The following is a 22,647-nucleotide window of genomic DNA, read 5'->3' on the forward strand; positions in this document are numbered from 1 at the left end:
AAGAGGACGAGGAGAACGAAGACGATGCTCAGTGAAGACGTCCAGGCACCGAGAAGCCTTTCGCCGGCCGCCGACGAGTCCGAGGACCCCCTGCTCCGGCTGCAACAGGAAACACAGCTCGGTGACGGCGTCGTACGCCTACGTGCAACTACACACCCAGAGGAAATCCACATCACCGGCATCCTCGTGATGTGCGCGAACTGTGGGGCGCGTCGCGACTGGATGGTGATTTGCGACGGCAGCACGATCCGCATCCGCTGCCGGTGCGCCCACGAGTGGGTTGAGCCCGAACTGTCCCGCGCGGACTATGAGTCCATGATCGAAGCAGGAGGTCGCGATCACCCGAGCTTGGAGGCTGCTGCTCATGCCATGGGGTACGACGGCGCTCTCGCCGGCACCTACCTTTCGGCACGTCGTGCAGGCGCTGACGGCGGACACGCATAGCTTCCTGCAGCCAGTCTGGTCGGCTCCCTGCGGGCGGACACGGGATATCCCCGCTGATAGCGGGCGCGCATGCCGACGCTCTGGACGTGCAGATCCGGATCCTGCGTCTGCGGCGCGCTGGACTACGAGCGGTGGCGAAGCGGGGGTCCAGCCCGGAGTAGATGGACCTCTTGCACAAGCTTGCAAGGCTCTCTGACGAGTCGAACCCTGTTGGCCGTGCGAGGGCGGTCACCGCACTATGGTTCGACTCGTTACTCACTTTGCCGACGAGGAGAATGACAGTCGTGGCTGAAGCAAACCAGTGGATTGCGGACGAGTGGCTGGCATATTGCTTGGTGTTCTCCAGCGAACCTGACGCACGGTCTCTTTTGCTGCGGCTGGGGTGCGATTCGGCGAGCGTCAAGCAGGTGGACGACATGGAAGAGTTCGACTCGCTCCTCTACCAAGGCATGGAAGAGCACGACGTGTGGAGCGCTGCCTTCGCCGGGGCCGCAGGCGACTGGGCCTACTGCCTCGTTCCATTAAGCGGCTCACCGTTGCATGACGCGCGACTTCGCCAGGCATCGGCTCAGTCCAGCGTGGTCTGCTACGCGAGCATGGGCGCGTTGTGTGTCTTCGAGTACTGGGAGAACGGGCGGAAGGTGACCGGGGTCGAACTGATGGCTCCCCAGCGTCGGCGGGGCGAGGAACCGGATCGCTTGCTCGCAGCCATGGAGCGCGCTGATTGCTTCGATGCCGAGGTGGCCCAGGACGAGCGAGGCCGCGCGCTCTCCTTCGAGCTCACTGGCGTCGAAATCCCTCAGCCGATGCCGGATGGCGCCCTGTTTTCCGGCCGCATGCCTGCCCTCTACCGTGGGCCGGAAGGACCTTCCCCGTACGAGAGGGTCTGACCACGCAGGCGCGCCGCCACCGAGACAGTGGCGGCGCGACGCAGACGGACTAGTGAACGTATAGCCAGAACTTCTCGTCGTCGAGGACCCGCTGGCCCTGGTAGAAGTTCGACAGAGAACCGCCCACGGACACGTTCTCGGACAACGGGACATGCCCGATCGTGCAGCGCTTGTTGCTCACCGACCCGTAGTAGTACACGACCCATTGGCCGTTCTCTTGCGCGGGCCGGATCTGGGCGCAGTCTTTGCCGGTGAGCCCGAGCTGGCCGCCACTCTGGTTGGTGGCAGCGAAAGCGAATTCGTCGCACGAGTCGGTCGGGACGGGGTCAGGCATGGCCTTCCACGTGCCGTCCTCACAGATCTTCGCGCGGTTCTGGTCCCGGACCGACTGGTCCTTCTCCCGGGTGAGGGGCTGCCCCTTTCCCTGCCAGCCCCACTTGTCGATGAGGTTGTTCATCGACCAACCAACATTTGCGTGACCGGCGTGCGTGATCGCCATGTCCAGCGTGGGGATGTAGTCCGGGAACACGCAGCCCATCCTGGTTCCCGATCCGAAGTCGTTGTCGCATCGGATTTGCTGAGGGAACGCGAACCACGCCGGGTTGATCAGCACGGCGCCGCCCGCGTTGATAGTGATGGTGTTCCTGAAGCCGAACTTCTGCTGGTTGATGCCGGATCCGGCCGCCCAGGTCAGCGTCGTGGCACCATCAAGGACCTTGCCCACGCTGATGGGCTGCGATCCCGTCCATGCGTCGTCGCCACTGGTGCACGCCGAGGAGTCGCAAGTGGTTCGCCAAGCGGCGGTGAGCCCCGTAGCCGATCCGGTCGCGGAGTCCAGGCGCAGAGACACCTCGGAGTGCCACATGGAGTCACTCGTCTGGAGCGTCACATCCTGGATGGCTGTAAAACTAGCGGTACCAGTCACCTTGCCGGTACGAGTGTCAATGACCTCGTACCCGACCTTGGTGTTCACACAGCCGGTGAACCGGTCGTAGAAGTACCGGTTCGGCTGGGTGTCACACACGCCACGCGCGTCTTGGACCTGCGGCGGCGCGGGAGTTGATTTCGCGGTCGCCTCCGGAGCCGGTTTCGCGTCCTTGAGACAAAGGATCTTGTCCTCGCCGGTGCGCGCAACGGAACTGAGCATGCGGGGTGTTACGTCGTCGCAGGTTTGCCCTGCGAGGTCCACGCCTGCACCCTGCGCCAGGCTGGGCGCTTGACCGGCGGCGCTCGGCACGACCTCGCGCACCTCGGCGGCGACCTGTGCGGCACTCGACTCTTGCACGGTGACCGTCAACAGGGACAGTGTCCCCAGCGCGGAGAACGCCATCGCGGCGATACTTCGCCGCGATCCTTTTCGGTTGTTATGTCTCACGAAGCTCGTCTCCCCCTCCGGCCTCGTCGGTATCGAGGCCTGATCTGGGGAGGCAAGTTACGTCCGGAATTTACCGATCCGATTCGAGTTATCGCCTACATGGCCAGAAAGCGCTTGTCGACCACTCGCCCCACAGACGCCGAATCATGCAGTAAAACGCATATGCGCTAGGCCTAATATGTTGGCAAAGTCAATGTCGTGACCGACGCTGCCATGTAGGAACGGTTGACTGAAATCGACGGTCGAGGGTTGAGCGCAACGACGTCAGTTGTGGGCTCCGCTCATGGGGCGAGCCGGTCACGCCACGCTCGCTCAACAGAGGCTCCGGGGGCAGAGCGCGGCCGCGGCCTGGTGCCGCTCGGCTCACGCCTGGGACCAGTCGAGCTGCCCGCGAACTCCCGGGCACAGCACTCCTGCTTGTCCGTCCTCGGCGATATACACGGCGCCCGTTCCGGACGGGTGACGGTCCTCAATGACGTAGCCGGTTCGGTGTGCGTATGGCCAGTCGGGGTTGATGGCGAGGTAGATGGGGAGATCCGGATCCAGGGTGCGCAGCTGGTGCAGCAGTTGTCCGACGGTGAGGGATTTTGGCACGAGGGCCTCCAAGATCGAGTAGTCGTAGGCCAGGGCGATGCCACGGGGTTTCGAAGGCGGGCGGTGCCAAGGGATCGGTCTGCTGGAGAGGGAACGGCGCCCGGAGTGGGACATACGCCGAGCGTGGGACCGCCTCCGGTGGCCGGGCCTGACTGCAGGTGGGTCCCTTCGTTGACCTGCAGGTTGTTCAAGCAGTCGTACGTTGGCATGCCTGAGCAGCGGCTCTCCAGTCCTGAGCGGCGATGTGTGTCTGCCGTGGGTGAACTGGGTGGGGCGGGTCGCTCGCATCACTGCAACAGAGAGTGCCTTGGTTGCCCTGGGAAGCGTGTCCGAGGTGGCCCTCGGAGCGACGGTGGAGAAGGTGCAGTACGAGGAGTAGTCGGCGTGCGGAGCGCCCGTGGGTGACGCCCCACCGATGCGCCGGGGTCAGATGCGGGTAGCAGCGGAGCGCCAGCCGTGTTGGAGGGTGGGCAAGGTGGCGCTGGAGGTCACCGGTTCCACCTGATGCGCGGCGGCCTGGTGAACGCTCAGGGACCGGGCGCGCGCAGCAGCAACACGTCGTACGTCCAAAGGGGTTGGAGTTGGCGGCGGCGTGGGGCGCATGTGGGCGGCGCAGCGGTTTCGGCTGGGCACTTCGCGCTCGTAACGCAGTACAGGGTTCGGGTCCGCAAGACGGGTGGCCGTTGCTGCGATGAGCGCGGTCGGGACGCCGGAGGTGAAGGTGGCGTACCAGCGTTCGAGGTAGCCGTCTTCCCCGCCCCACAGGAGCCACCGCTGCCGTTCACCGCGAAGTTCGTCTTGTCGAGGAAGGAACCTGCCGGAGTGGGTGAGGCCGGCCAGCTCGTCGGGCGCGGTGAAGAACGTGGTCGGGCGTGCACTGCTGTGTCGCCAACCGGCATTCTTCAGGGGGAGCCATGCCTCCTGTGCTGGGCTGCTCGGACCGAATAGGTCGGTGTTCGGGTCGTGTTGGTAGTGCGCGGCGAGTGTAGAGGTGAAGGCGCTGACCAGCTCGGTGGGGGTGGGGGAGTCGAAGGTTGCCATCCACTCCGGCTCGGCGAACGGGGTCCGCTGAGCGGTGATCTTCCAGAGGGGGTCGTCCGGGCCTTCCGGCATGTAGCCGAGCCTGAAGCGTTGGTCCGGAGAGTTGACGTAGACGTTCCCGTACTCGTCGCCGGTGAGGCCGAAACCGCAGTCGAGAAGCGGCTGGAGAGCTGGATCGCCGGTGTGTGTGGAGCCGGCGAGGTAGAGCGGGGAGACGAGGACGTCGCCGTCAGGCGGACGTGAGGGCATGGTGGGCTCCGGATATCAATCAGCGCTGACGGCGAGAACGGCCGCGTTGAGGAGGCGGATCTACGGGGGCTGGTGACGCCGTCGGTGTATGGAGCTGTGACACGTGGGGACTGTGGTCCCAGGCCGCACGGTTGAGGGGAGTGGTTGGTGTCGGTGCTGCGAGGCGTACATGCACGAGGGCGCGGTGGAGCTCGGGGATGTCCCCGACGCGGCGTACAACGGCGTCGCTGCTGGTCATGACGTTTGCGGCGGCGGCCCGCAGGTGCGGGAGCGTCGTTCGGGTGAGGAAGGCCCGCCAATTTGGCGTCAGCCGGGGGTCGAGGCCGGCGGAGAGCCGCCACATGGACTTGGCCGGTGAGAGGAGCTCGTCGTACTCGTGGACCCAGCCGCTACGGGTGCGGACGCCGGCGTATCCGTCCGGGGAGATGTTCCAGTAGGGGCGACTGCCGCGCACGAGCTGCCAGCTGTGGCGGCGGAAGACTTCCTCGTGTCCGGTCCCGGGGTAATGCGGGCCGTCGCTGAAATAGTCGCGGAAATTGCTGGGCAGGCTGTCGACGAGTGTCGAGGTGAAGCAGGCGACGATCTCTTGAGGGGTTTTCCGATCGAATGTGGTGATCCAGTCTGGAACGCCGAGCGGGTCCTCCGCGTACGTGATGGTCCAGCCGCCGAAGTAGCTGTCGGTGGTGTTGGCGATCCGGGCGCGTTGGCAGGGGCTGGTGAAGTACGTATCGGTGGTGTCGAACGGTGTGGTCCTGGTCCAGCCGGGGGCGTTGTTCAGCACGTCGAGGACTGGCGTGCGCGAGCCAGGTCCAGCTAGGTAGACCGGGGAGACGAGGACCTCGGTGTCGGGGGCGAGCGTCTCAAGGTCGAGTGGGGGCATGAGAGGGGCCTCGGGGGTGGGGGTGCTCGGGCGCCCGCGCGGCATCGGGCGGCCTTCGCGCAGGCAGGGAAGTGGAGTGGGGATCTGCGGGTCGGCATGGGGCCACCTTCGTGCGTCGGGTCGGAGTGGGGTGCACAGAGGGAGCCGAGGTTCGGCCATGTGCCGGGAGGTTCAGCGGTTGTGATGTGGGTGTGTGGCGGGGGAGGGCTGCGAGGGAGTGTGTGGTGTGGGGAGAGCTGGCTTTACTGCTGCGTTGTGAGGGGACCGGGATCGGGCTGCTTGCGCCCTGCGAGGGTGTGTGGGGGCGGCTGACCGTTCGTGTGTCAGACGGTGGGCGGCCAGGCGGTAGGCGGTGTGGTCTTGTCGTTCGCCGACCGCCACGAGGTAGATCTCGCGCCGGTGTTGGGAGTCGCTAGGGGCGTCGCGGAACTGGATGACCATCCGCCACCGTGTCTCCGGATCGACGTAGACCTTGTGGCAGCCGACCAGTTCGCGGGTGAGAGGTGCGCCGCGCTCGTTGCCGTGGACCAGGTGCTGTAGTTCCAGCAGTGCCAGATCGCGGATCTGGTCCGGGACGTTGCGCAGATCGGCCAGCGCTTCGGGGTGCGCGGCGAATGCGTACCTGGCCGACTTCATCGTGCCCGTCCACGTGGGCGAGGCGTGGCAGTCGGTAGAGTTCGGGGTGTGGCGTCGGGGGCCGGTGGCACAGCCAGGTGCGCGGTCGCGATGGCATGTGAGTGGGCAGCTTGTGCCCTGGAGCTGCCGTCCGGCGCAGGCGCGAACGGGAGCGCTGAGTCTCGGGCGATGGCCCACTCGTCGGCCGCCTCCGCGGACGGGAAGGCTCCCTCGCGCACCGTGTATTGCTGAAAGTTCTTGTCGGTCTCTTCGAGGAACAACCGGTATGGGGCGGATGTCGAGTCAGGGTGATGGTCGTACGTGAGTGTGCGGACCTCGGTGCCGGAATCGAATGCGCTCGGGTTGTCGGTGAAGTGGTCGAGGACCTCATAGCGGCCGTCCGTATCCGTCCGCAGCCGGGCCTCCAACTGAGAGGTGAGCGCATCGGCCGGCCGGGGGCCGTGGTTGTCCGCAACCAGCGTGGTGTCAGGCGGGCAGCCCTCCTGGACGAGCCAGTTCTGGGCGAGGGGGAGAACAGGGGCGCGCTCGACTGCGAAGTCGAACGTCCGGCTGCCCGTATCCCGCGTGATGTGGAGGGCGACGTACTCGGCCTGCCCGGGAGCGTCGTCCCAGATGGCTGCCCGGTCGAAGAACAGCAGGTAGCTGTCGCGGTCATCGGCGCTGTGGTGAGTGGCCAGAGAGAGGAGCATGTCTTCCGAGAGCGTGCTCCGGAAGAAATCGTCCTCGATCTGCTCGGTGGCGGCCTGGAAGCCGGAGAGTCGGTAGTCGTGTTCCAGGGCCTCGTACAGTTCCTGCACGTCAGGCCACCAGGTCTACGTCGGGTGCGGCCAGCAGCCGATGGTTGGGGCGTGCTGGGCTGGTCGTGCACGCTCCGAACGGTCCATCAGGAGCGCGTAGTTGGAGGAGAGTGGGATCGAGATGGTCGCGGTGCCACATCGACGGGCCCGCGAGTCCGGCTTCGACATCGGTGAGCTGCTGCCACGCCAGCCAGAGGGCGTGCAGGCGGGCGACGGCCTCGGGGTGCTCCTGCCACTTATGGCACCAGGGCCGCGAGCTGGCGACCTCGCGCCCGTAGACCGGAATCAGCAGGTGGTGTACCCAGTTGGATAGGGCGGCTATTTCCTCGTCGTACGCCTGGCCGTCGAGTGCCAAGATGAAGATCGAGGTGGGGCCCTCTTGTGTGGTGCCTGGACCGGTGCGTTCGTCGGGGCTGCGGGCCTCTGCGGCGGTCGCCTCGTCGGCGAGGCGGGACAGCGTCTCGCTCTGCTTGCGGCTCTCGGTGACCAGCCGCGCAACTGTAGACACCAAATCGTTCAGGTCGTGGTCCGGTAGGCGGATGGGCTCGTTCCCCGGGGTGGGCTCAGGCATTTCTATCCCTCGGCAGGATCGGGTGTGAGTGGTGGCCATGGTCCGGAGGGAGCCGGGTTTGGCCTGGCTGAAGGGGTTGGGGTAGAAGCCGGTGCTCATGCGACGCGTCGATGGCGGCAGGCGACGACCGGCGGGTTCAGGAGCCGCAGCGCGTGGGCGGCCTGCTGCGGGACAACTCCGTTGCCAAGAGCGCCGAGTTGGGCAGGACGTCCCAGGCCTCGGGTGGCAGTCACCCAGCCCGGTGAGAGCCCCTGTAGCCACTCCACGAACATCGGGCTGAGGCGACCGGCCGCGTCAGTCGGGAGGGGAGCGGTGCGTGTGGCCCGCTCCCACCGGGTGATGGCCGCCGCGTACGGACCCCAACTCTGGCTTCGTCCGGCTCGAACAGTGCGGGCGTCTGCGCTGGAGACGGCCCGGATCCGTTCCTCGATGTGCGCCGACTCGTACGGGTGGAGGTGGCAGGCGCATCCGTTCGCAGTGATGCTGCGGCCGACGGCAGGGTCAAGTCCCCATTCCCATGACGCTGGTTCGGTGAGCCCTTCGTCCCGTCGGATGCTTTGGGTGTCGGCAGGAGCCACTCCACCTCGTCGGCCAAGTTCGGGCCGTGACCGCCCTGCTTGCGTTTCGTCGGATGCTGACTGGCGCCGATGATCGCCAAATTGCTCGTAGGTGTCTTGAGCAGCGGTGCCTCGTCCGGTGGGCCAGGCGGCGAGGAAGACCCGTTCGCGCCGGTGCGGGGCACCGACGTCGGAGGCGCGAACCACGCACCAGCGAGCATCGAACCCGAGGTCGGCCAAGGAGCCAAGTACGGCTCCGAGTGCGCGCACAGCAGGCTTACCTGAGGTGTCTCCCAGACACCACGGGCAGGGTTCCACGTCGCCAGGGGAACCGGCGGGGGAGGTGAGGAGTCCCCGGACATTTTCGATGACCACCAGACACGGCTTGAGGGCTTCGATGGCGCGGACCACGTGGAGCCACAGGCCGGATCGGGTGCCATCAACCAGTCCGGCGCGACGGCCTGCGACCGAGACATCTTTGACAGGGGAAGCCGGCTGTCAAGACACACACCTCCGGAACGTCCGCCCAGCTCACCGCTTTGATGTCACCGAGGTTCGGAACCAGCGGCCAATGCCGGGACAGGATCCGGGCCGGACCTGGATCGATCTCGGCGTGCCAGGCGACGGAGCCGCCGAGGACGGCCTGGACGCCGAGGTCGAGGCCGCCGTAGCCGGAGCACATGCTGCCGATTGGTGGTGCCGTGTCGAATTCGCAAGTGGTGCCAGGCGGCTCGAAATTCTTGTGTGAGACGCGACCTGTGGTGTCTGTCATGAAGGGACGCTCCGATGTGCCGGCCGAGCCAAGTGTCGTGTGGCGGGCGCAGGAGGTGGCGGGCAGTCGGTGTCCGGGCGGTGGGGGAGGCTGCGAGAGCGCGCGGCCTCGACCTGAGCCGAAGTCGGGGAGGCACGTTGATCCGAGAGAGCGGACCCCGGCTCCGTACCGCGGGCGATACACCAGCGACGCCGTAGGTCATCGAGGGGGCCGAGAGCGTGCAGCGCGTAGCCGATCAGCTGGCCCGGAGCGAGAGCTTCTTGTACGGCGAGCGCCCGCACCTGCTGGGCAGCGCTCGTGGCGGTGCGCGCGAGGGAGGCGGTGACCAACTGCTCCCCGACGTACTCGGCGGCACCCCCGCCGGCCAGGGGATCGCACAAGTGCCGCACTCGTTCGGCGTCGAGCGTGTTGTCGACCAGTGCGCCGCGTCGTTGGGCCTCCCACAGCACGGTCAGCTGGTCGATGGGCTCTCCGCGATGGTGCAGTGCTCCCAGAGCACGATAGATCTGTTGGTGCCCTGGTTCGGCAAAGTCGTCAGGGCGCAACCACCGCACCACGTCCATCAACTGATCCGGACGGGAGGCGAGACAGCCGAGGAGGAACTCCTCGTTGGCCAGGGCCTGGTCCGCAACTGGCTGGGGTGGGACGAACTGTGGGGCGACCGAGTCCGGCGGTGATACCGGACGTGGATCGGTTCCCCAGCGGTGGGCCAGCTCGGCAAGGACGTCGGAGAGTACCTGGGCGTGATGCGCTGTCTCCTCAGCTGTGCCGTTGCGCCGATCGGTGAGTGCGGCCTGATGCAGGCGGTCGGCGTGCAGCGCGACGCTCCGGTGGATGGCGCCCTCCAGCACCATCCGGCCGTACACCGGGGCATTTTCGGGGCGCGGGCAGGCGGACACCAACAGGTGCGGGAAGACGGCGGTGAGCCCGGGGACGTGGTGGGTCGCCTCCTGAACGGTGTCGGTGACCCAGGCCAGAGGCACCGGCCCGTCGCCGGCCGAGTTCGTCGCTGGGTGATCCTGCGACCGGAGCTTGAGCATGGCCGCGTACAGCGCCGCGTGGACCGGGCGCTCGAAGTGCTCCGGGCGCAGCCAATCGGCGAGGCGGCCGAGCTGGCCCGGGTCCAGGAACACCGCACCCAGGACGGCCTGCTCGGCATGGACGAGCGGAGTCACGAGCGCGCCTGGCGCGGGTTCCGCCGCTGAGGGTGGAGAGCGGCGACGGCCCGGTCGGCAGCGGCCAAGTCGACGGCGAACCGGTCGAGTTCGTCGGTGAAGGTCGGATCCGAGGCGCGGAGTGCACCGGAAGGGGCCATCAGCCACCAGCTGGTGCCGTGTCGGACAACGGGGGCGCCGGCGAGGTGATGGGATCGGCGGGTGGAAGGCCGGGCGGGGGTGGGATCGGGCATGGTGGTACCTCAAGAGGGGGCGGGGCCGGATGAGTTGCAGGTGGGCACGTCTGGTCTCGTCCGTGTCGGGCGAGCCGGCAGCGTGGTCATGCGGCCGGGCCGAAGTCGTCGCGGTGCAGTGTCTTGGCGAGCGCGCGGTTGGTGATGGCTGCGGTTTCCTTGGCGGAGGCGGAGCCGAGGGCATCGGCGTTCGGTTCCCGGTACCAGGGCTTGAGGTCGAGCAGGGCGGGGCGGATTCCGGTGGCGAGCAGGAGTGCGGAGCCCTTGGGCAGGGCGCGTATCGCGTCGGCGGGCAGTACGCGCTCCTGGCGGGTGGACACGGATGTCGACTTGCCGGATTCGCTGGTGGACACCGAGACGGTGCGTACCTCGTGGTCGCCGACGAGCCGGGAGAGCTTGTCGGCGAAGTCGGCGTCGTCGATGCCGGATCCGACGAGTTTGATGGTCGCGGCGGACCAGAGGGCGTCCATGCCAGCCTCGCCCCACACTCGTACGCCCTGGCGGTAGGACTGCAGGATCGTGACGGGGATGACACCTCGGCTGCCGAGGTGTGAGTAGAGGTCTGGGAGGTCGGCGATTTTGCAGACGTTGGCTGCCTCGTCGAGGATCGCGAGCATCGGGGCGTCGAGACGTCCGCCGTCGCGCTCGGCCTGGAGGACGGCCTCGCGCATCACCGCGTCGGCGGCGGCCGCGATGATCGCCGAGGCCGACCCGCCACCGTCCTTGGACAGCAGGAACAAGGTGTCCGTGCTGATGGCGAATGCCTCGGGCGTGAACTCCCGGACCTTCTGCGTCCCGCTCGGCGGGGTGACCCACGCCGCGATGTCCGGGTTGAGGAGGCAACTCGCGTACTGGCGGGCCGTTTCGAAGATTCCGTCACGCGTCTCGACGGCACCGGCGACGGTGCCGTGGAGCTGAGCGGCTACCGCGTCGAGCCCGGCGTCCTGGAGCAGGTCGATCGGGGTGCGGTCGGCGGGCGAGGCGAGCCAGGCCAAGGCATCAGTGATGGGCCGATGGCCGCGGGCGGCCGCGAGGAAGAGTGCGGTGAGGGTGTTCGCGGCGGCGGTGGACCAGAAGTCGCCCGCACTCGACTCGTTCACGGACGCGGTGACGAAGTGACCTGCCAGACGCCGGGCCCCAGTGAGATCGCGGGCGTCGGCGAGGATGTCCCACCACACCTCCTGCGGTGCGTGCGCGATCTGCTGCGGGTCGAACGTCCACACCGTTCCGACTTCGGCACGGGCGGCGGCCGTTGCGGTGAATGCGTCCCTGGCTGCCTTGTTGGAGGTCAGCAGGACCGGGCCCGGCGCGCGCAGGATCGCGGGTATGGCCAGCCCTGAGGTCTTCCCGGAGCGTGGCGCCATGATGGCGACGATCACGTCTTCCCAGGAGGAACGCACCTCTTGGCGTCCAGGGGAGAGGGAGCCGAGCAGGACCCCGCGGTCGTCGGGCGCGACGCCCTTGGCCTTCGTGCTCTTCAGGCTCGGCCGGAGCTCGACCGCCTTCGCCGCAATCTTCTTCGGAAGCAGATCGGCAAGGTCCCGATGGGAGGCCAGGCCCGTCGGATTGCCGCGATGCCGCAGCCACACCTTCACGCCGAGCAGCGCGGCGGCCAGGAGGACGAGCGTGGGAAGGACGTAGCAGCCGGCGATCACGGCTGGGCGGGCGAGGTGCGGCCAGACCTGGTCGGGGTGCAGCACGGACTCTGTGGGGCGGTAATCGACCCATGGGCCGCTGCCGAAGGTGTCGTTGAGGAGATTGCCGAAGAGCCAGGCCAGGCTTCCACCGGTGATGCCGAGCGCGGCGACGGCGATCAACAGGTACAGCAGGACGTCGGTGCCGGTGGTGGTCGAGGGTGTGCGGCTGGTGTGTGAACGTGGCAAGGCGCGGACCCATGAGGCGGTGTGGGGCAGGGGACGTGGTGGTGCCGGCGGCCTCTTCTGCTGATCACGAGTGGTGCCTCCTTGTGGCTGTGGGAGGGCGCTGTGCCCGAGTGACCCATCAGCGGCACCGGCCTGGCGTGGGAGCGGGCAGTGGCACGGCCGATGGTGTGTCGAGCGGCGCGGTGGCGGCATCGGGGCGCCGGGTGGTGGCTGGGGCGTAGTGGTTCGCGGCCTGGGCCTGCCAGCTCGGCCGTGGTGGCCGGTCGAGTGCCCGGAGCCGGTCAGTTGCGACGTGCAGATCCTCGCCGAGCGATACCAGCGTGGCGGCGGCATCGGTGAAGTCGTCTGCGAGGTCCCAACCGGCATCGGTGCCGGTCTCCTTCGCCTTTTCGGCGGCGGCTTCGAAGAACTCGCTGAGCCGGACCAGGACACCGTCGTCGGCATCGAGAACATGCTCGGTGAGACCAGCCGCAGCTTCAGCCGTTTCGGTGCCGTTGAGCTGGTCGGTCAGGTTGAGGATCTGGTGGCCGTACAGGAGCCGCCCCTGAGGGTCGGACGGTGTCCTCGTGACGCCGACGATCAGTTCGGGGCTGACGTCGACGCGGTAGCCGACTTCGGTGAGCATGCGAGCGGCGTGACTGGCCCTCTGGTTCTCGCGGGACTCACCGATGTCCCAGGGCAGTCGGTACCAGAAGGAGCGGATGGATTGTTCGTACTGGAATCCGGCGCGCTGCAGGAGGACGCGGGCGAGTCCGTCGCCGCCCTCGGCGATCACGTTGCCGTCGTCCTCGCGGGTGATGGTGACATCGGTGGCGGGCATGGTGTGCAACTCCGGCGTGGGGGCTCAGAAGTAGGGGTTCTCTGTCGGCCGCTCGCTCGTGGCAGCGGCCTCCAGTAGTTCGGGCAGGTCGGCGGGGTCGGCGCCGCGTTGGTCGATCCACCACCCGGCCCGGACCACTGGCTGTACGAGGTCCTCGATCGCTTCCCACTCGGCCGTGCTGGTCGTGCCCTCAATGACGAGCGCGGTGTAGGCGGCGGAGACGAGCTGATGGCGGCACCGGGCAGCCCAGGAGACGGCCTTCTCGCTGCCCTCCAACGGCGGCATGCGGTACTGCTCGGACCATGCCTGGGCCGCGCTCTGCTCAATAACCCGCTGATTGGCGAGCCACTCGGCCTTCGTGTCCGCGTCCTCGTCACGGGTGGCACGCCAGCAGTCGGTGCAGTCGCGCCCGGCGAGCCAGCGGGCGTACGCCGCCCGCCGGTCAGCGGGACGGCCGGAGAGATCGGCCTCGGAGGTGTGACCGCAGGCATGGTCGATGGTCCACAGTGTCTTGATGGCCATGGGTGGGACTCCTTAGAGAGAGGCTTCAGCGGCTGCGCTTGGGCGTGGGAGGGGTGTTGGGGGCAGGCGCTGCTGACGGCATCTGGCTTCGCACCGTGCTTGCAGGGAGGTGCGGCGAGGAGAGGCCTGCTGCCCGGGGGCGGTCGGCCGGCCAGGTCTCCGGGTGGGTCTCGGATGCCTCCGGGAGCCGCTCGCGAGCGGATGCGCCCGGTGTGGGTGGCAGGACTGCTTTGGGGTTGACGGCGACCGAGAGCCCGGCGTTCTGGAACTCGTGTGTGGCAGCGGCTACCGCGCGCACTGCCGTGTCGTGCGGGGTGCCCTCAGGGAGCAGATAGACATCGAGGGACTCGGAGTACTCGAAGTCGTGCTTGCGTAGAACTTCGTGGAGGAACGGGCGGTCGTCCGCGACGGCGGCGGCTACTCCGTGGGCCGATGTTATGCCGAAGGCGACATCGGGATCGAGCTGCAGATGCACTGGGGGCGACCTTCCGTGCGGGCGCTGTGTCAGCGGGTGTGAGTGGGCGGGGCAGCTGGTACGGAAGGCCGATGTGCCGCAGCGGAGGTCGGCGGGCAGGACATCGCGATTCCGTTGCGGGCGGGGGACGAGGCAGTTGCGGTCCTGGCCCGTGCAGAGACGCCGCGGGTGGGGGAGCCGAATGTCGCGTCGAAGGAGACGCTGTGGTGCGCTACTCGAAGAGACTGAACTGCTTGCGCGGCAAAGCGCTTTGGGGAACGGGCCGGGTCCGGCAGCGCGTAGAGGTGGCTTTGTGGAGACCACTCGAAGCCGATCCGTCGCAGGACGTGGTCAGTGACTGGGTGATCGTGTGACGTGAAGGCCACGACGCCATGGTGGGCATGGTGGGTGACGGCGATGTGCGGCAATGGGATCGTCACGAGAAACGCACCTTGCGGAGGGCCGGAATGTGGAACGACCCTGAGGGTGCGATTCACTTGGGGGTTTGGCGTTGCCGGAGATCTGCGCTAGTTCGGGCCAGCGGGTCAGCGCTACGACCCTTGGGGCGCTCCCATGACGGAGTAGCAGGCGGCCTTCTTACGCGCCGCGAACCCGCAGGGCGCGCGCTTCAGTGCCTGCCCGGGCCGCCAGGAGCCGACCGTTCGGCCCCGCGGGCAGGAGGAAGCGGCCCCCTCGGCCGTGGCTGTGAGTTCCTCGGCCCCAGGGCCAGTTCCTGCGCGAGAAGAGGTCGCCCCGTGCGGTCGAGGCGAGCGTCATGGCGTAGCTGTCCAGAGGTGTCCACGAGCGGAGCGGGAGGTGACTCCTGCCTCCTCTCGAAGCTCGCGCCGGGCGCACGCGGCCGCATCCTCGCCGGCCTCGCGTCGGCCGCCGGGCAGGAACAAGGAACCGGCCGCCATGCCGAGGGAGTACGAACTCGAGATCGTGACCTGCTGCTCATCGTCGATCGCGGCGACCACGGAGGCGTCACGGCTGGGGGCTTCGTTCATGGAGTTCGATCACTGTGGCGTGCCACCTGCTCAGCGCCCACGATGCTGGGGGTTGGCGGTGCCACTTGGCCGTCCGGGGACGTTGATGTCATCGGCTGATGTCACTCGGCAGAACGCTGGCGCGTTGCCAGTCGCCGCAGCCTACGGTGGCGCTGTCCCGCTGCGCGTTGCTGTTCCCAGAGTCTCCGTGCAGCTCCCGCAGATGGATGCACCACATGCAGTCGTCGCCGTCATGGGCGATCCGAGCCAGTAGACACCGGTCAGCTCGGTCATGACGTCCTGTGCCTCGATCTCGTTCACAGCCATGGTTGGCCCAATGACGTGTGCTCGTGTGGTGGCACTCGACTGGGCCAACCTTCACACCATCGGGAATTCGCTGCGCCGCTTTTGGCCGGGGCCCCAGGGGGGGGCGGCGAGGGAAACGATGTGGTCGCCCGTCGACTCTCGCAGTCGAGGATTTCTCTCCCCGCTTGGAAGTCACCTGCGGTGTACGGAGCCGTCGCGATTTCTTCCGGCGTAGGTTCAGCTGCCGTCGGGCTCTGCGTCCTCGGACTGGATCTGTGCTCTCATGCCCTGGAAGCTGGCGATGCGCTCGTTGGACTCGATCCTGAGGCGCTCCGTCTCAGCGTCCAGGGTGTTCTTCTGGCGCTGAGTGGTCGCCTCCAGCTTCGCTTTGGCGATGCCAGCGGCGGCGGTGAACGAGGCCGCCACAGCACCACCTGCCAGGATCTCATTGAGTAGCTCGGGTACAGCCTGGCGTTGGAGCGCCTCACCGGCATGCTCGACATGATGCTTGCGTGGCTTGGGATCACCCGGAAGCCTCACCATGCCAAGGAGGTTGCCGCCATCGCTTCCGGACCACAGCCATGGGTCGGCATCCTCTGGCCCTGCCGGGGAATCGCTCTCCCTCTTGCCTGCTTCCCGGGCGCGTGCCTCGTCGAGAACGCGCTTCAAGGTGGCATTGAATTCGACTAGGAGCTTTGCGTCTGGTCCGGCTTCCTTGAGCACTTGCATCGCGGGCGAGCCCGCCTCACGCCACTCGCGTCGAGCCGTATCGCTCAGTGCCGCCTTCAGCGTGGAGGGCTGGGGCAACGCGTCAGCCCGAATCAACGCTACTTCCAGTAGCGCTTCGACGATGAGTTGTTCCGCTGGCGTGCGAGGAAGATGTGTGTCAGCCACAAGCGTAGTCTGCCCCAAGTCCCCTTGCGGGGAAGCCCAGTTGTGAACCTTTGGGCTCGCGAGCCGCTTCATACCCCGATGCTTTCGGTGCCTGCCGGGTCGATGTCAGGCGTCGGGCTCGGCGTCCGCGGACTGAGCCTGAGGCCTCATGGCCCGGAGGTCCTCGATGCGCTCGTTCGACTCGATCCTGAGGCGTTCCGTCTCGGTGTCCTGATCGTTCTTCCGGCGCTGGGTGGTTGCCTCCATCTTCGCCTTGGCGATGCCTGTAAGAGCGGTAAAGGAGGCGGCCACCGCTCCGCCCGCCAGGACTTCGTTGACGATCTCAGGCTCGGCGCCGCGCTTGAGTGCCTCATCGGCGCTCTCAATGATGGACGCGCCATCGCTGTAGGTGACGTTCATTGAGCTGTCGGTCACATGGAAGATCACGCCATCGTCGTTGATGCCGTTGGCGTTGCCGACGACGAACGTGCCCGTCACGTCTCCCGTTCGGGTGCGAGGGCCCTCGTCGTCATCCTCCGAGTTGAGGGGTTGGTTCTCTTCAGCCACAAGAACAGTTTGCCTCAAACTCCCGTCGCACTGGAGCCGTTGGCGGCGTTCACTTGCGCCGCCCAGGTCGATGGTCCGGAAGGCCTGGGTGTCGCTCGGGCTGTAGTCCCTGAAGAGGCGGCTCTGCCCGAGCTGTCCGTACGACATCGCGTCGAGGGTGGATTTGGGCTTCGCCCGAAGACTGCCCCGCTGGCGTCCCTGATGCCGTAACGACCGCTACCTCAAGTCCTGCTCTGAACCCCCCAGTTCGCTGCATGCCCCAGCCACCTGGAGGAGATCATGTCCGGCATGAGCGGCGACAAGACGAAGAAGCGGCCCTGGTGGCACTGGACCCTCGCGGGCGCGGGCGCGGGCGCCTTCATCGTGCTCCTCGTTTGGGGCCCCTGGTGGATCGAAGGGCACCACCTCCGCGACGACAAGGGTGACCTGTACTCCAGCGCCGGGATCATTGTCACCGGCTTCCGCACCACCCTCGTCGCTATCGCTGCTGGTGGCTTCACCGCAGCCGGCCTCTGGTACACGCACAAAAAGCACGAACTTGAAGCCGACAGCCAAGTCACTGAACGCTACGTCGAAGCCGTCAAACTCCTTGGCTCCGACAACCTTCACGAACGCCTCGGCGGCATCTACAGCCTCGAACGCATCATGAAGGACAGCTATAGGGATCACCCAACCATCGTCGACGTTCTCTCGGCATTCATACGCACCAAGCTGCCGGAGGACCTGATTAAGGGGGTGGCCCCGGTGGTGCGTGGGTTCCCGCGGGAAGGCATGGTGATACATGGGGTCAAGCTGTTGCCCTCCGAGGAGGGAGAGCCGAAACGGCTCTGGCGGTTCTCCGAGGACGTAAAGGCCGCGTTAGACGTGCTGAATCGCCGGAGATTGGAGGATCGGAAAAAGTACAAGACTGATCTTGCTGGGGTGCAGCTTCAGGACTACGACTTGACCGGGGTGGATCTGCGGTACGCACACCTTGAGGGGTGCGGGCTCCCCGGCCATCTGACGGACACAGGTCTGTGTGGGGCGGCACTAAGGAAAGCGGACCTCCGGGGCGTGAGTCTGAGACTTGGGGATCTCACCGAAGTGGACCTGCGCGAGGCAAACATGGAGGGGGCGGACCTGAGTGGCGCAAGACTTGTCGGGGCGGACTTGCATATGGCTAACTTGTTCGGTGTGAAACTTTGCAAGGCGTTGTTGGTTGACGCAAATCTGGAAGGGACCTGTTTCAGGAAGGCGGACCTGAGCGGGGCAGATCTACAGAATGCAGACTTGCACGTGGCGGACCTGCGTGGGGCAAACCTTGAGGGTTCTCTCATGGCTGGGACGGACCTGACGATTGTTGCGGGGATGGAGCTGGAGCAGATCCTTCTCGCGTGCATCTATGAGTCAACTAAGTTGCCTGGCGAGGCGATCCGCGCCGATAGGCGCATTAGGGCTCGTATCGCACAATGTGAAATGAGGAGACGTGACGGCCTTGCGCCTCCACAATGGACGCCTGCAGAAGTCTGATGAGTCGGGCAACGCCTCGCTGCCCCACAAACGCAAAAATGCGGCCCCTCCGCCGAAACAGAGAGAGCCACTTGAGTTGTCGGGCGCGACCCGATACGAGATTGGATCTCCCGCAGGGTCAGGCCTTGTTGGGCACGACGTACGTGAACACCGAGGGCGCCCAGCACGGAGAGGATGACGGTGACAGGCCGGGCTGGGTGAGGCCATGCGGAGCCTGCGCACTCTGTTTTCTCAACTCTCCTGTGCTGCATGCCGGCTGTCAGTGTGAGGTGCAACAATCGGCACGTATTACAGGCACGAGACCCTTGACAGCTCATTGGCCCCTTCGGGGTGCGGCAAGAAGGAAAGTCCAGTTCACACACGTCTGGCTAGGGTGTGGGGCATGTCGTCGACGCCGAACCCCACGCACCCGCCGGTGCCTTTGGATGTTGCTGAGCGGACGTGGCGGCTCGTGGTCGACGAGGCCCACCATGTGCGGGCGAGTCCGGAGGAGGTTCGGCTGGCGGCGGTGGTGACGTTGGCGCGGGCCTCCGGTGGGCGAGCGCGGGTGGGGGAGTTGTACGCGCTCACGGTCGAAGACCTCGACGTTGTGGCCGGCCGGATCAGCGTGGTGCATCGGCGTCCGGGGCCGGCGGCCGGCCGCACCTACCGGCAGACGTACGCGCTCGACAAGGACGCGCTCACCGTCCTGAACCGGTGGTTGGCCGTGCGGGAGCGGGTGCAGTACGGGCCGATCGAGGGTGACCGGGTCCGGGCGCTGTTCGTGACGGTGCGGGCCGCGCATCGCCACGGGGTGCTGTACCACGCGGGGTTGCCGATCCATCCGCGCGGCATGCAGCAGTCGTGGGACCGGCTCATCGGGCGCCTGAACGCCCGGCACGCCGGGGAGGACGGCTTCCCGCTCCCGCGCCGGTTCGAACAGCTACGCCGTGCCTGGCGGTAGGCAGCCGCCTGCTGGGCGGGTTCGAACGTCCACGCAGGGTGCGGCGACGCGGCCGGGACAGGGGGAGTGGGTCAGGCTGCCATCCGGAAGTCGGTGTCGAAGAGTTCACGCTCGCGGGGATGCAGCAGGTGCTGGGTGATGAAGGAGCGGCCCGCGACCTTCCACAGCCCGCGTCCCTTGGTGAGTGCGGAGATGGCTTGCGTCTCGACACCTGTCAGCCCCAATAGGGCCGATGAGGCGGCGAGTTGGTCGGCCTCCTGGCGGTAGATGATGCGGGTGGAGCAGTCGGTGAGCAGGCCCTCGGCGAGGGCGCGTCCGCGTGATCCGGCGTCGCCTGCGGTGAGAAGGTCGGAGAGGCGGTGGATGATCATCATGTTGGCGATGCCGAGGCCGCGGGAGAGTTTCCACTGGCTCTGCATGCGTTCGAGCAGGGCGACGTGTCGCATGACGCGCCAGGCCTCGTCGTAGATGACCCAGCGGCGTCCGCCGGTGGGGTCGGCGAGGGCGGATTCCATCCAGGCCGAGGCGCAGGTCATGGCGAGGACGAGGGCGGTGTCGTCGCCGGCGCCGCCGAGGCGGGACAGGTCGATGGAGAGCATCGGGGCGTTCGGGTCGAACTGCACGGTGGAAGGGGCGTCGAACATTCCGGCCAGGTCGCCGTGGACGAGGCGGCGCAGGGCGTGGGCGAGGTCCTCGGCGGCGTGTCCGAGGCGGCTGGGTGTTTCGTCGAGCGCGGCGTCGAGGAGTTCAGGGGAGCCGAGAAGGTGTGCCACGTCGCCGAGGAGTGGTGTGGTGCCGGTGGTTTCGGCGTGTGCGACGACTTGGTCGAGTGCCACGTCGAGGGCGGTGTGTTCCATGGGGTGCAGTTCGCGGCGCAGAACGGTCTTGGCGAGTGAGCCGAGCAGGAGCAGGCGACGCTTGCGGACTTCGGCGTGCCAGTCCTCCTTGCTCACTCCGGCCGGACGTGCGGGCGCGTCCAGTGGGTTGAGGCGGCCGGGCAGGCCGGGGCCGAGAGTAATGCTCTGTCCGCCCAACTCCCGTGCCACATCGGTCCATTCGCCCTTGGGGTCGCAAGGTACGTAGATGCGGTAGCCGAAGGCGACGGCGCGTACCGCGAGGGACTTGGCGAGTGCGGACTTGCCCATGCCGATGACGCCGGCGAGCAGGATGTTGGGGTTGGTGAATCCGTCGAGGCGTCCGTAAAGGGCGAACGGGTCGTAGGTGAAGGCGGCTTCGGCGTGGACGTCGCTGCCGACGTAGATACCCTGGGCGCCGAGGCCGCCTTCGGCGAGGAAGGGGTAGGCGCCGGCGGCGACCGCGGTGGTCATCCGGTGGGCGGGGAGCTTGAGTGTTCCGCCGCGGGCAGAGGACGGGCCGGGGCGGCCGGTGGGTGGGTAGGTGGCGCGCAGGTCGGGGGCGAGTCCGGGTGCGGTCTGGCGGGGTTCGGGCCTGGCTGCCCTGCGGGCCTGGTCGCGGGCGCTCGCGAACTTCGTGCGGGCGGTGCGGGCGGTACGCCGGTCGGACTTGCGGGGGACGAAGAGCGGGCTGGCGCTGGCGCGGGTGGTGCGAGAGGGCATGGCGGTGGTGCTCCGGTGGTCAGTGGCGGGTCAGGCCGGTGAAGGGGTCGCGTAGATCGGTTGGGGTGTGATCACGGCGAACGCGGGCTGAGGTATTCAAGTGGCGCTTGCAGACGGTCAGCTCGGGGGCACCTTCGGGCAGCCGGGCCCGGCAGACCTCGCGGGTGGGGAGACTGCCGGTCTTCGGGTGCGGCGCGGCATGAAAGGCGGTGTGGAGGTGGTCGGCTGCCTGCCACAGCCGGATTCGGCATGCCCTGAGGTGATCGCCCTCTGCTGCGGCGACGGGGGTGGTGCGTTGGGCGTGGGCGTCGAGCAGGTCGTACAGGGCGATCACGTGGGCGTGCAGGGCATCCAGTTCGGCGCGTCCGGCGGCGATCGGGGCGACGGGCATATTGATGGCCCGGTGGAAGTCGAGCGCGGCGGTGGCGAACGGGACGAAGTCGGGAGCCAGGTCGGGCAGGGGCTCGGTCGGCATGAGGGGGCCCTTCGATTGAGCGCGGAGAAGGTGGTGCGCGGTGCGCTACGAGCGGGCGAGCGGCAGAGCGGCGTGAGTGAAGGCTTCGGCCTGTTGCCAGGTGAGCGGGCGCAGGTCGACGAGCGCGGCGACGGCTGCGGTCTCGATGGCGGCGCAGGCGGCGTTGAGCTGTTCGTCGCTGTCCGCGCTGACGGTGAGCAGACCGGTCAGGGCGATGTCGGCGTGCCCGGCGATGAGCTGGCGTTCGCGTTGCTTGATGTCGGCGTACTCGACCGAGTCCTCCTCGGAGTCGACCTGTCCCTTGCGGGCGCGTTCGGCCGCATCGGCGATGACGGTCGCCTTCTTGCGCTGCACGTCCTTGAGTGCGGCATCCAGGCTCTCGGGGCCGTAAGTGAGGGAGAGGCTGCGGCGGACCCCGGTGGTGAACAGGATCTGGTGCAGAAAGCCGGAACTGGTCTCGATGCGCGGCCAGTTCTCGATCCAGAACGTGGCGTGGTGGGCGGAGTCGGTCTGGATGCGATCCGGCTTCTCGACCAGGACCACGGGCCCGGCGGCGGCCGGGTCGGCCTGTGGACGGCCGGAGGAGGACCAGCGGTCCAGGGCGGCCGAGGACTGGGGGTCGTACGCGGTGCGGATCACGGCGGCGATCTCTGTAGCGGGCAGCCAACCGGACGGCATGAGGCCGCTGTTGCGGGCCGACTGGTCGAAGGTGACGGTGAGCTGGGACAGGACGGCGAAGGCGCCGGTCAGTCCGCCACCGGCCTGGTTGATCAGCCGTCGGGCCGCCTTGAGGTCGAGGGCGAGCGCGACGTACGCCTCGTGCGGAGCTGCGGCCGGGCCCGCGGCGGCCAGCAGGTCGGAGTAGATCGGCCCGGCCAGCGGGGTCTCGGCGTCGCCGTGCTCGTTCCAGTACCGGTTGAGGGCGTCGCCGGAGTCGGGGACGGTGCGCTCCAGGACCTGGACGCGGGCGATGTGCCCGGTGCGGGCGAGTGCGGCCAGGGTGCGGCCCCAGCCCGAGACGTTGCCGGACTGGCTGGTGGGGTCGAGGAGAGCGAAGGCTCGCGAGGAGACCTTGACTACGGCGGTGAGGGTGCCCTGGTGCGGATCGTGGATCGCGCCCAAGTATCCGCCTGGGGCGGTGACCACCCGCAACGAGGCGGCCGTACCCGGCAGATGCAGGAGTCCTTCGCGCTGGGGCCGGGTCGAGGGCCGAGAAAGCCAGAGGAGCTGGCCACGGAAGCGGCGCAGCGTGTAACGCATCGCGATCGGTGCCCAGTCGGCGAGTGCCCGGCCTCGATGGCGGATGAAGACGCCGGCCAGCACGAGCGCCCACAGCGGGGTGAGCGTCAGAGCCCCGGTCACGCCGGAGTAAAGCAGCACCGCAAGCAGGAGCAGCCCGGTGGCCGCGACCACGATCAGTTGCGCTGCGGAGAGGCGGAGCAGCACGCCTCGCCGGGAGCGGTGCGGGAACTTCACGGTATGGGGGCTGTCGGGATGGGGAGCGTCAGAGCGCATGGT

General features: G+C 67.5%; 23 protein-coding genes and 1 pseudogene. 5 read left to right on the forward strand and 19 right to left on the reverse strand.

Annotation, left to right across the window (positions count from 1 at the left end):
• Nucleotides 1-24: 24 nt before the first annotated feature.
• From ACTWJ8_RS31945 to ACTWJ8_RS31955, 3 genes and pseudogenes are all read left to right on the forward strand, one after another.
• Nucleotides 25-444: a hypothetical protein gene (locus tag ACTWJ8_RS31945; protein WP_443261053.1), complete on the forward strand. Its 420-nt coding sequence runs from the start codon at nucleotides 25-27 to the stop codon at nucleotides 442-444.
• Nucleotides 445-500: 56 nt separating this feature from the next.
• Nucleotides 501-602: pseudogene (locus ACTWJ8_RS31950) on the forward strand (MerR family transcriptional regulator); the annotation flags it as partial.
• Nucleotides 603-728: 126 nt separating this feature from the next.
• Nucleotides 729-1,334 (forward strand): DUF6461 domain-containing protein, encoded by a 606-nt coding sequence (locus tag ACTWJ8_RS31955; RefSeq protein ID WP_443261054.1) that lies wholly within the window; start codon nucleotides 729-731, stop codon nucleotides 1,332-1,334.
• Nucleotides 1,335-1,383: 49 nt separating this feature from the next.
• Here ACTWJ8_RS31955 and ACTWJ8_RS31960 read toward each other — a convergent pair whose 3' ends face one another.
• The 16 genes from ACTWJ8_RS31960 to ACTWJ8_RS32035 form a co-directional block, all read right to left on the reverse strand.
• Nucleotides 1,384-2,664 (reverse strand): NucA/NucB deoxyribonuclease domain-containing protein, encoded by a 1,281-nt coding sequence (locus ACTWJ8_RS31960; protein WP_443261055.1) that lies wholly within the window; start codon nucleotides 2,662-2,664, stop codon nucleotides 1,384-1,386.
• A gap of 408 nt (nucleotides 2,665-3,072) precedes the next feature.
• Entirely contained in the window at nucleotides 3,073-3,417 is a 345-nt protein-coding gene (locus tag ACTWJ8_RS31965) for a hypothetical protein (RefSeq protein ID WP_443261057.1), read from the reverse strand.
• 312 nt (nucleotides 3,418-3,729) lie between these two features.
• Nucleotides 3,730-4,593, reverse strand: a complete 864-nt coding sequence (locus ACTWJ8_RS31970; protein ID WP_443261058.1) for a DUF317 domain-containing protein — start codon at nucleotides 4,591-4,593, stop codon at nucleotides 3,730-3,732.
• A 19-nt stretch (nucleotides 4,594-4,612) separates the two neighbouring features.
• The gene (locus ACTWJ8_RS31975; protein WP_443261059.1) at nucleotides 4,613-5,473 is read right to left on the reverse strand and encodes a DUF317 domain-containing protein; all 861 of its coding nucleotides are present in this window, start codon (nucleotides 5,471-5,473) and stop codon (nucleotides 4,613-4,615) included.
• Between the two features lie 171 nt (nucleotides 5,474-5,644).
• Entirely contained in the window at nucleotides 5,645-6,109 is a 465-nt protein-coding gene (locus ACTWJ8_RS31980) for a type II toxin-antitoxin system RelE family toxin (protein WP_443261060.1), read from the reverse strand.
• Complete coding sequence (locus ACTWJ8_RS31985; protein WP_443261061.1) at nucleotides 6,106-6,906, reverse strand: hypothetical protein; 801 nt, start codon at nucleotides 6,904-6,906, stop codon at nucleotides 6,106-6,108. The genes ACTWJ8_RS31980 and ACTWJ8_RS31985 overlap by 4 nt, the downstream gene beginning before the upstream one ends.
• A 1-nt stretch (nucleotide 6,907) precedes the next feature.
• On the reverse strand, nucleotides 6,908-7,477 hold the full coding sequence (locus tag ACTWJ8_RS31990) for a DUF4913 domain-containing protein (RefSeq protein ID WP_443261062.1): 570 nt from the start codon (nucleotides 7,475-7,477) through the stop codon (nucleotides 6,908-6,910).
• 95 nt (nucleotides 7,478-7,572) lie between these two features.
• Nucleotides 7,573-8,481 (reverse strand): DNA cytosine methyltransferase, encoded by a 909-nt coding sequence (locus tag ACTWJ8_RS31995; protein WP_443265057.1) that lies wholly within the window; start codon nucleotides 8,479-8,481, stop codon nucleotides 7,573-7,575.
• Nucleotides 8,474-8,806, reverse strand: coding sequence for a DNA cytosine methyltransferase (locus ACTWJ8_RS32000; RefSeq protein ID WP_443261063.1), 333 nt, complete (start codon nucleotides 8,804-8,806; stop codon nucleotides 8,474-8,476). The genes ACTWJ8_RS31995 and ACTWJ8_RS32000 overlap by 8 nt, the downstream gene beginning before the upstream one ends.
• Nucleotides 8,803-9,981, reverse strand: a complete 1,179-nt coding sequence (locus tag ACTWJ8_RS32005; RefSeq protein ID WP_443261064.1) for a DnaB-like helicase N-terminal domain-containing protein — start codon at nucleotides 9,979-9,981, stop codon at nucleotides 8,803-8,805. The genes ACTWJ8_RS32000 and ACTWJ8_RS32005 overlap by 4 nt, the downstream gene beginning before the upstream one ends.
• Before the next feature lie 319 nt (nucleotides 9,982-10,300).
• Complete coding sequence (locus tag ACTWJ8_RS32010; RefSeq protein ID WP_443261066.1) at nucleotides 10,301-12,097, reverse strand: type IV secretory system conjugative DNA transfer family protein; 1,797 nt, start codon at nucleotides 12,095-12,097, stop codon at nucleotides 10,301-10,303.
• 118 nt (nucleotides 12,098-12,215) lie between these two features.
• On the reverse strand, nucleotides 12,216-12,917 hold the full coding sequence (locus ACTWJ8_RS32015) for a hypothetical protein (RefSeq protein WP_443261067.1): 702 nt from the start codon (nucleotides 12,915-12,917) through the stop codon (nucleotides 12,216-12,218).
• Between the two features lie 24 nt (nucleotides 12,918-12,941).
• Nucleotides 12,942-13,439: a hypothetical protein gene (locus ACTWJ8_RS32020; protein ID WP_443261068.1), complete on the reverse strand. Its 498-nt coding sequence runs from the start codon at nucleotides 13,437-13,439 to the stop codon at nucleotides 12,942-12,944.
• 1,227 nt (nucleotides 13,440-14,666) lie between these two features.
• Entirely contained in the window at nucleotides 14,667-14,900 is a 234-nt protein-coding gene (locus tag ACTWJ8_RS32025; RefSeq protein ID WP_443261069.1) for an NUDIX hydrolase, read from the reverse strand.
• A gap of 522 nt (nucleotides 14,901-15,422) precedes the next feature.
• Nucleotides 15,423-16,079, reverse strand: coding sequence for a hypothetical protein (locus tag ACTWJ8_RS32030; protein ID WP_443261070.1), 657 nt, complete (start codon nucleotides 16,077-16,079; stop codon nucleotides 15,423-15,425).
• A gap of 105 nt (nucleotides 16,080-16,184) precedes the next feature.
• The gene (locus tag ACTWJ8_RS32035; RefSeq protein ID WP_443261071.1) at nucleotides 16,185-16,772 is read right to left on the reverse strand and encodes a hypothetical protein; all 588 of its coding nucleotides are present in this window, start codon (nucleotides 16,770-16,772) and stop codon (nucleotides 16,185-16,187) included.
• Between the two features lie 141 nt (nucleotides 16,773-16,913).
• Between ACTWJ8_RS32035 and ACTWJ8_RS32040 the strand changes: the two genes are divergently transcribed.
• A complete protein-coding gene (locus ACTWJ8_RS32040) occupies nucleotides 16,914-18,134 on the forward strand; it encodes a pentapeptide repeat-containing protein (protein ID WP_443261072.1) in 1,221 nt (406 codons plus the stop codon).
• 382 nt (nucleotides 18,135-18,516) lie between these two features.
• Nucleotides 18,517-19,077 (forward strand): tyrosine-type recombinase/integrase, encoded by a 561-nt coding sequence (locus ACTWJ8_RS32045; protein ID WP_443261073.1) that lies wholly within the window; start codon nucleotides 18,517-18,519, stop codon nucleotides 19,075-19,077.
• Between the two features lie 71 nt (nucleotides 19,078-19,148).
• On the opposite strand, the gene ACTWJ8_RS32050 is transcribed toward ACTWJ8_RS32045, so the two are convergent.
• From ACTWJ8_RS32050 to ACTWJ8_RS32060, 3 genes are read right to left on the reverse strand one after another with little or no spacing between them, the layout of a single operon-like run.
• Nucleotides 19,149-20,654, reverse strand: a complete 1,506-nt coding sequence (locus tag ACTWJ8_RS32050) for an ATP-binding protein (protein WP_443261074.1) — start codon at nucleotides 20,652-20,654, stop codon at nucleotides 19,149-19,151.
• Nucleotides 20,655-20,673: 19 nt separating this feature from the next.
• Complete coding sequence (locus ACTWJ8_RS32055) at nucleotides 20,674-21,129, reverse strand: DUF6238 family protein (RefSeq protein ID WP_443261076.1); 456 nt, start codon at nucleotides 21,127-21,129, stop codon at nucleotides 20,674-20,676.
• Between the two features lie 45 nt (nucleotides 21,130-21,174).
• Entirely contained in the window at nucleotides 21,175-22,644 is a 1,470-nt protein-coding gene (locus ACTWJ8_RS32060; protein ID WP_443261077.1) for an SCO6880 family protein, read from the reverse strand.
• Between the last annotated feature and the right edge of the window lie 3 nt (nucleotides 22,645-22,647).

The organism is Streptomyces sp. SDT5-1, assembly GCF_052245995.1.
Lineage (GTDB): Bacteria > Actinomycetota > Actinomycetes > Streptomycetales > Streptomycetaceae > Streptomyces.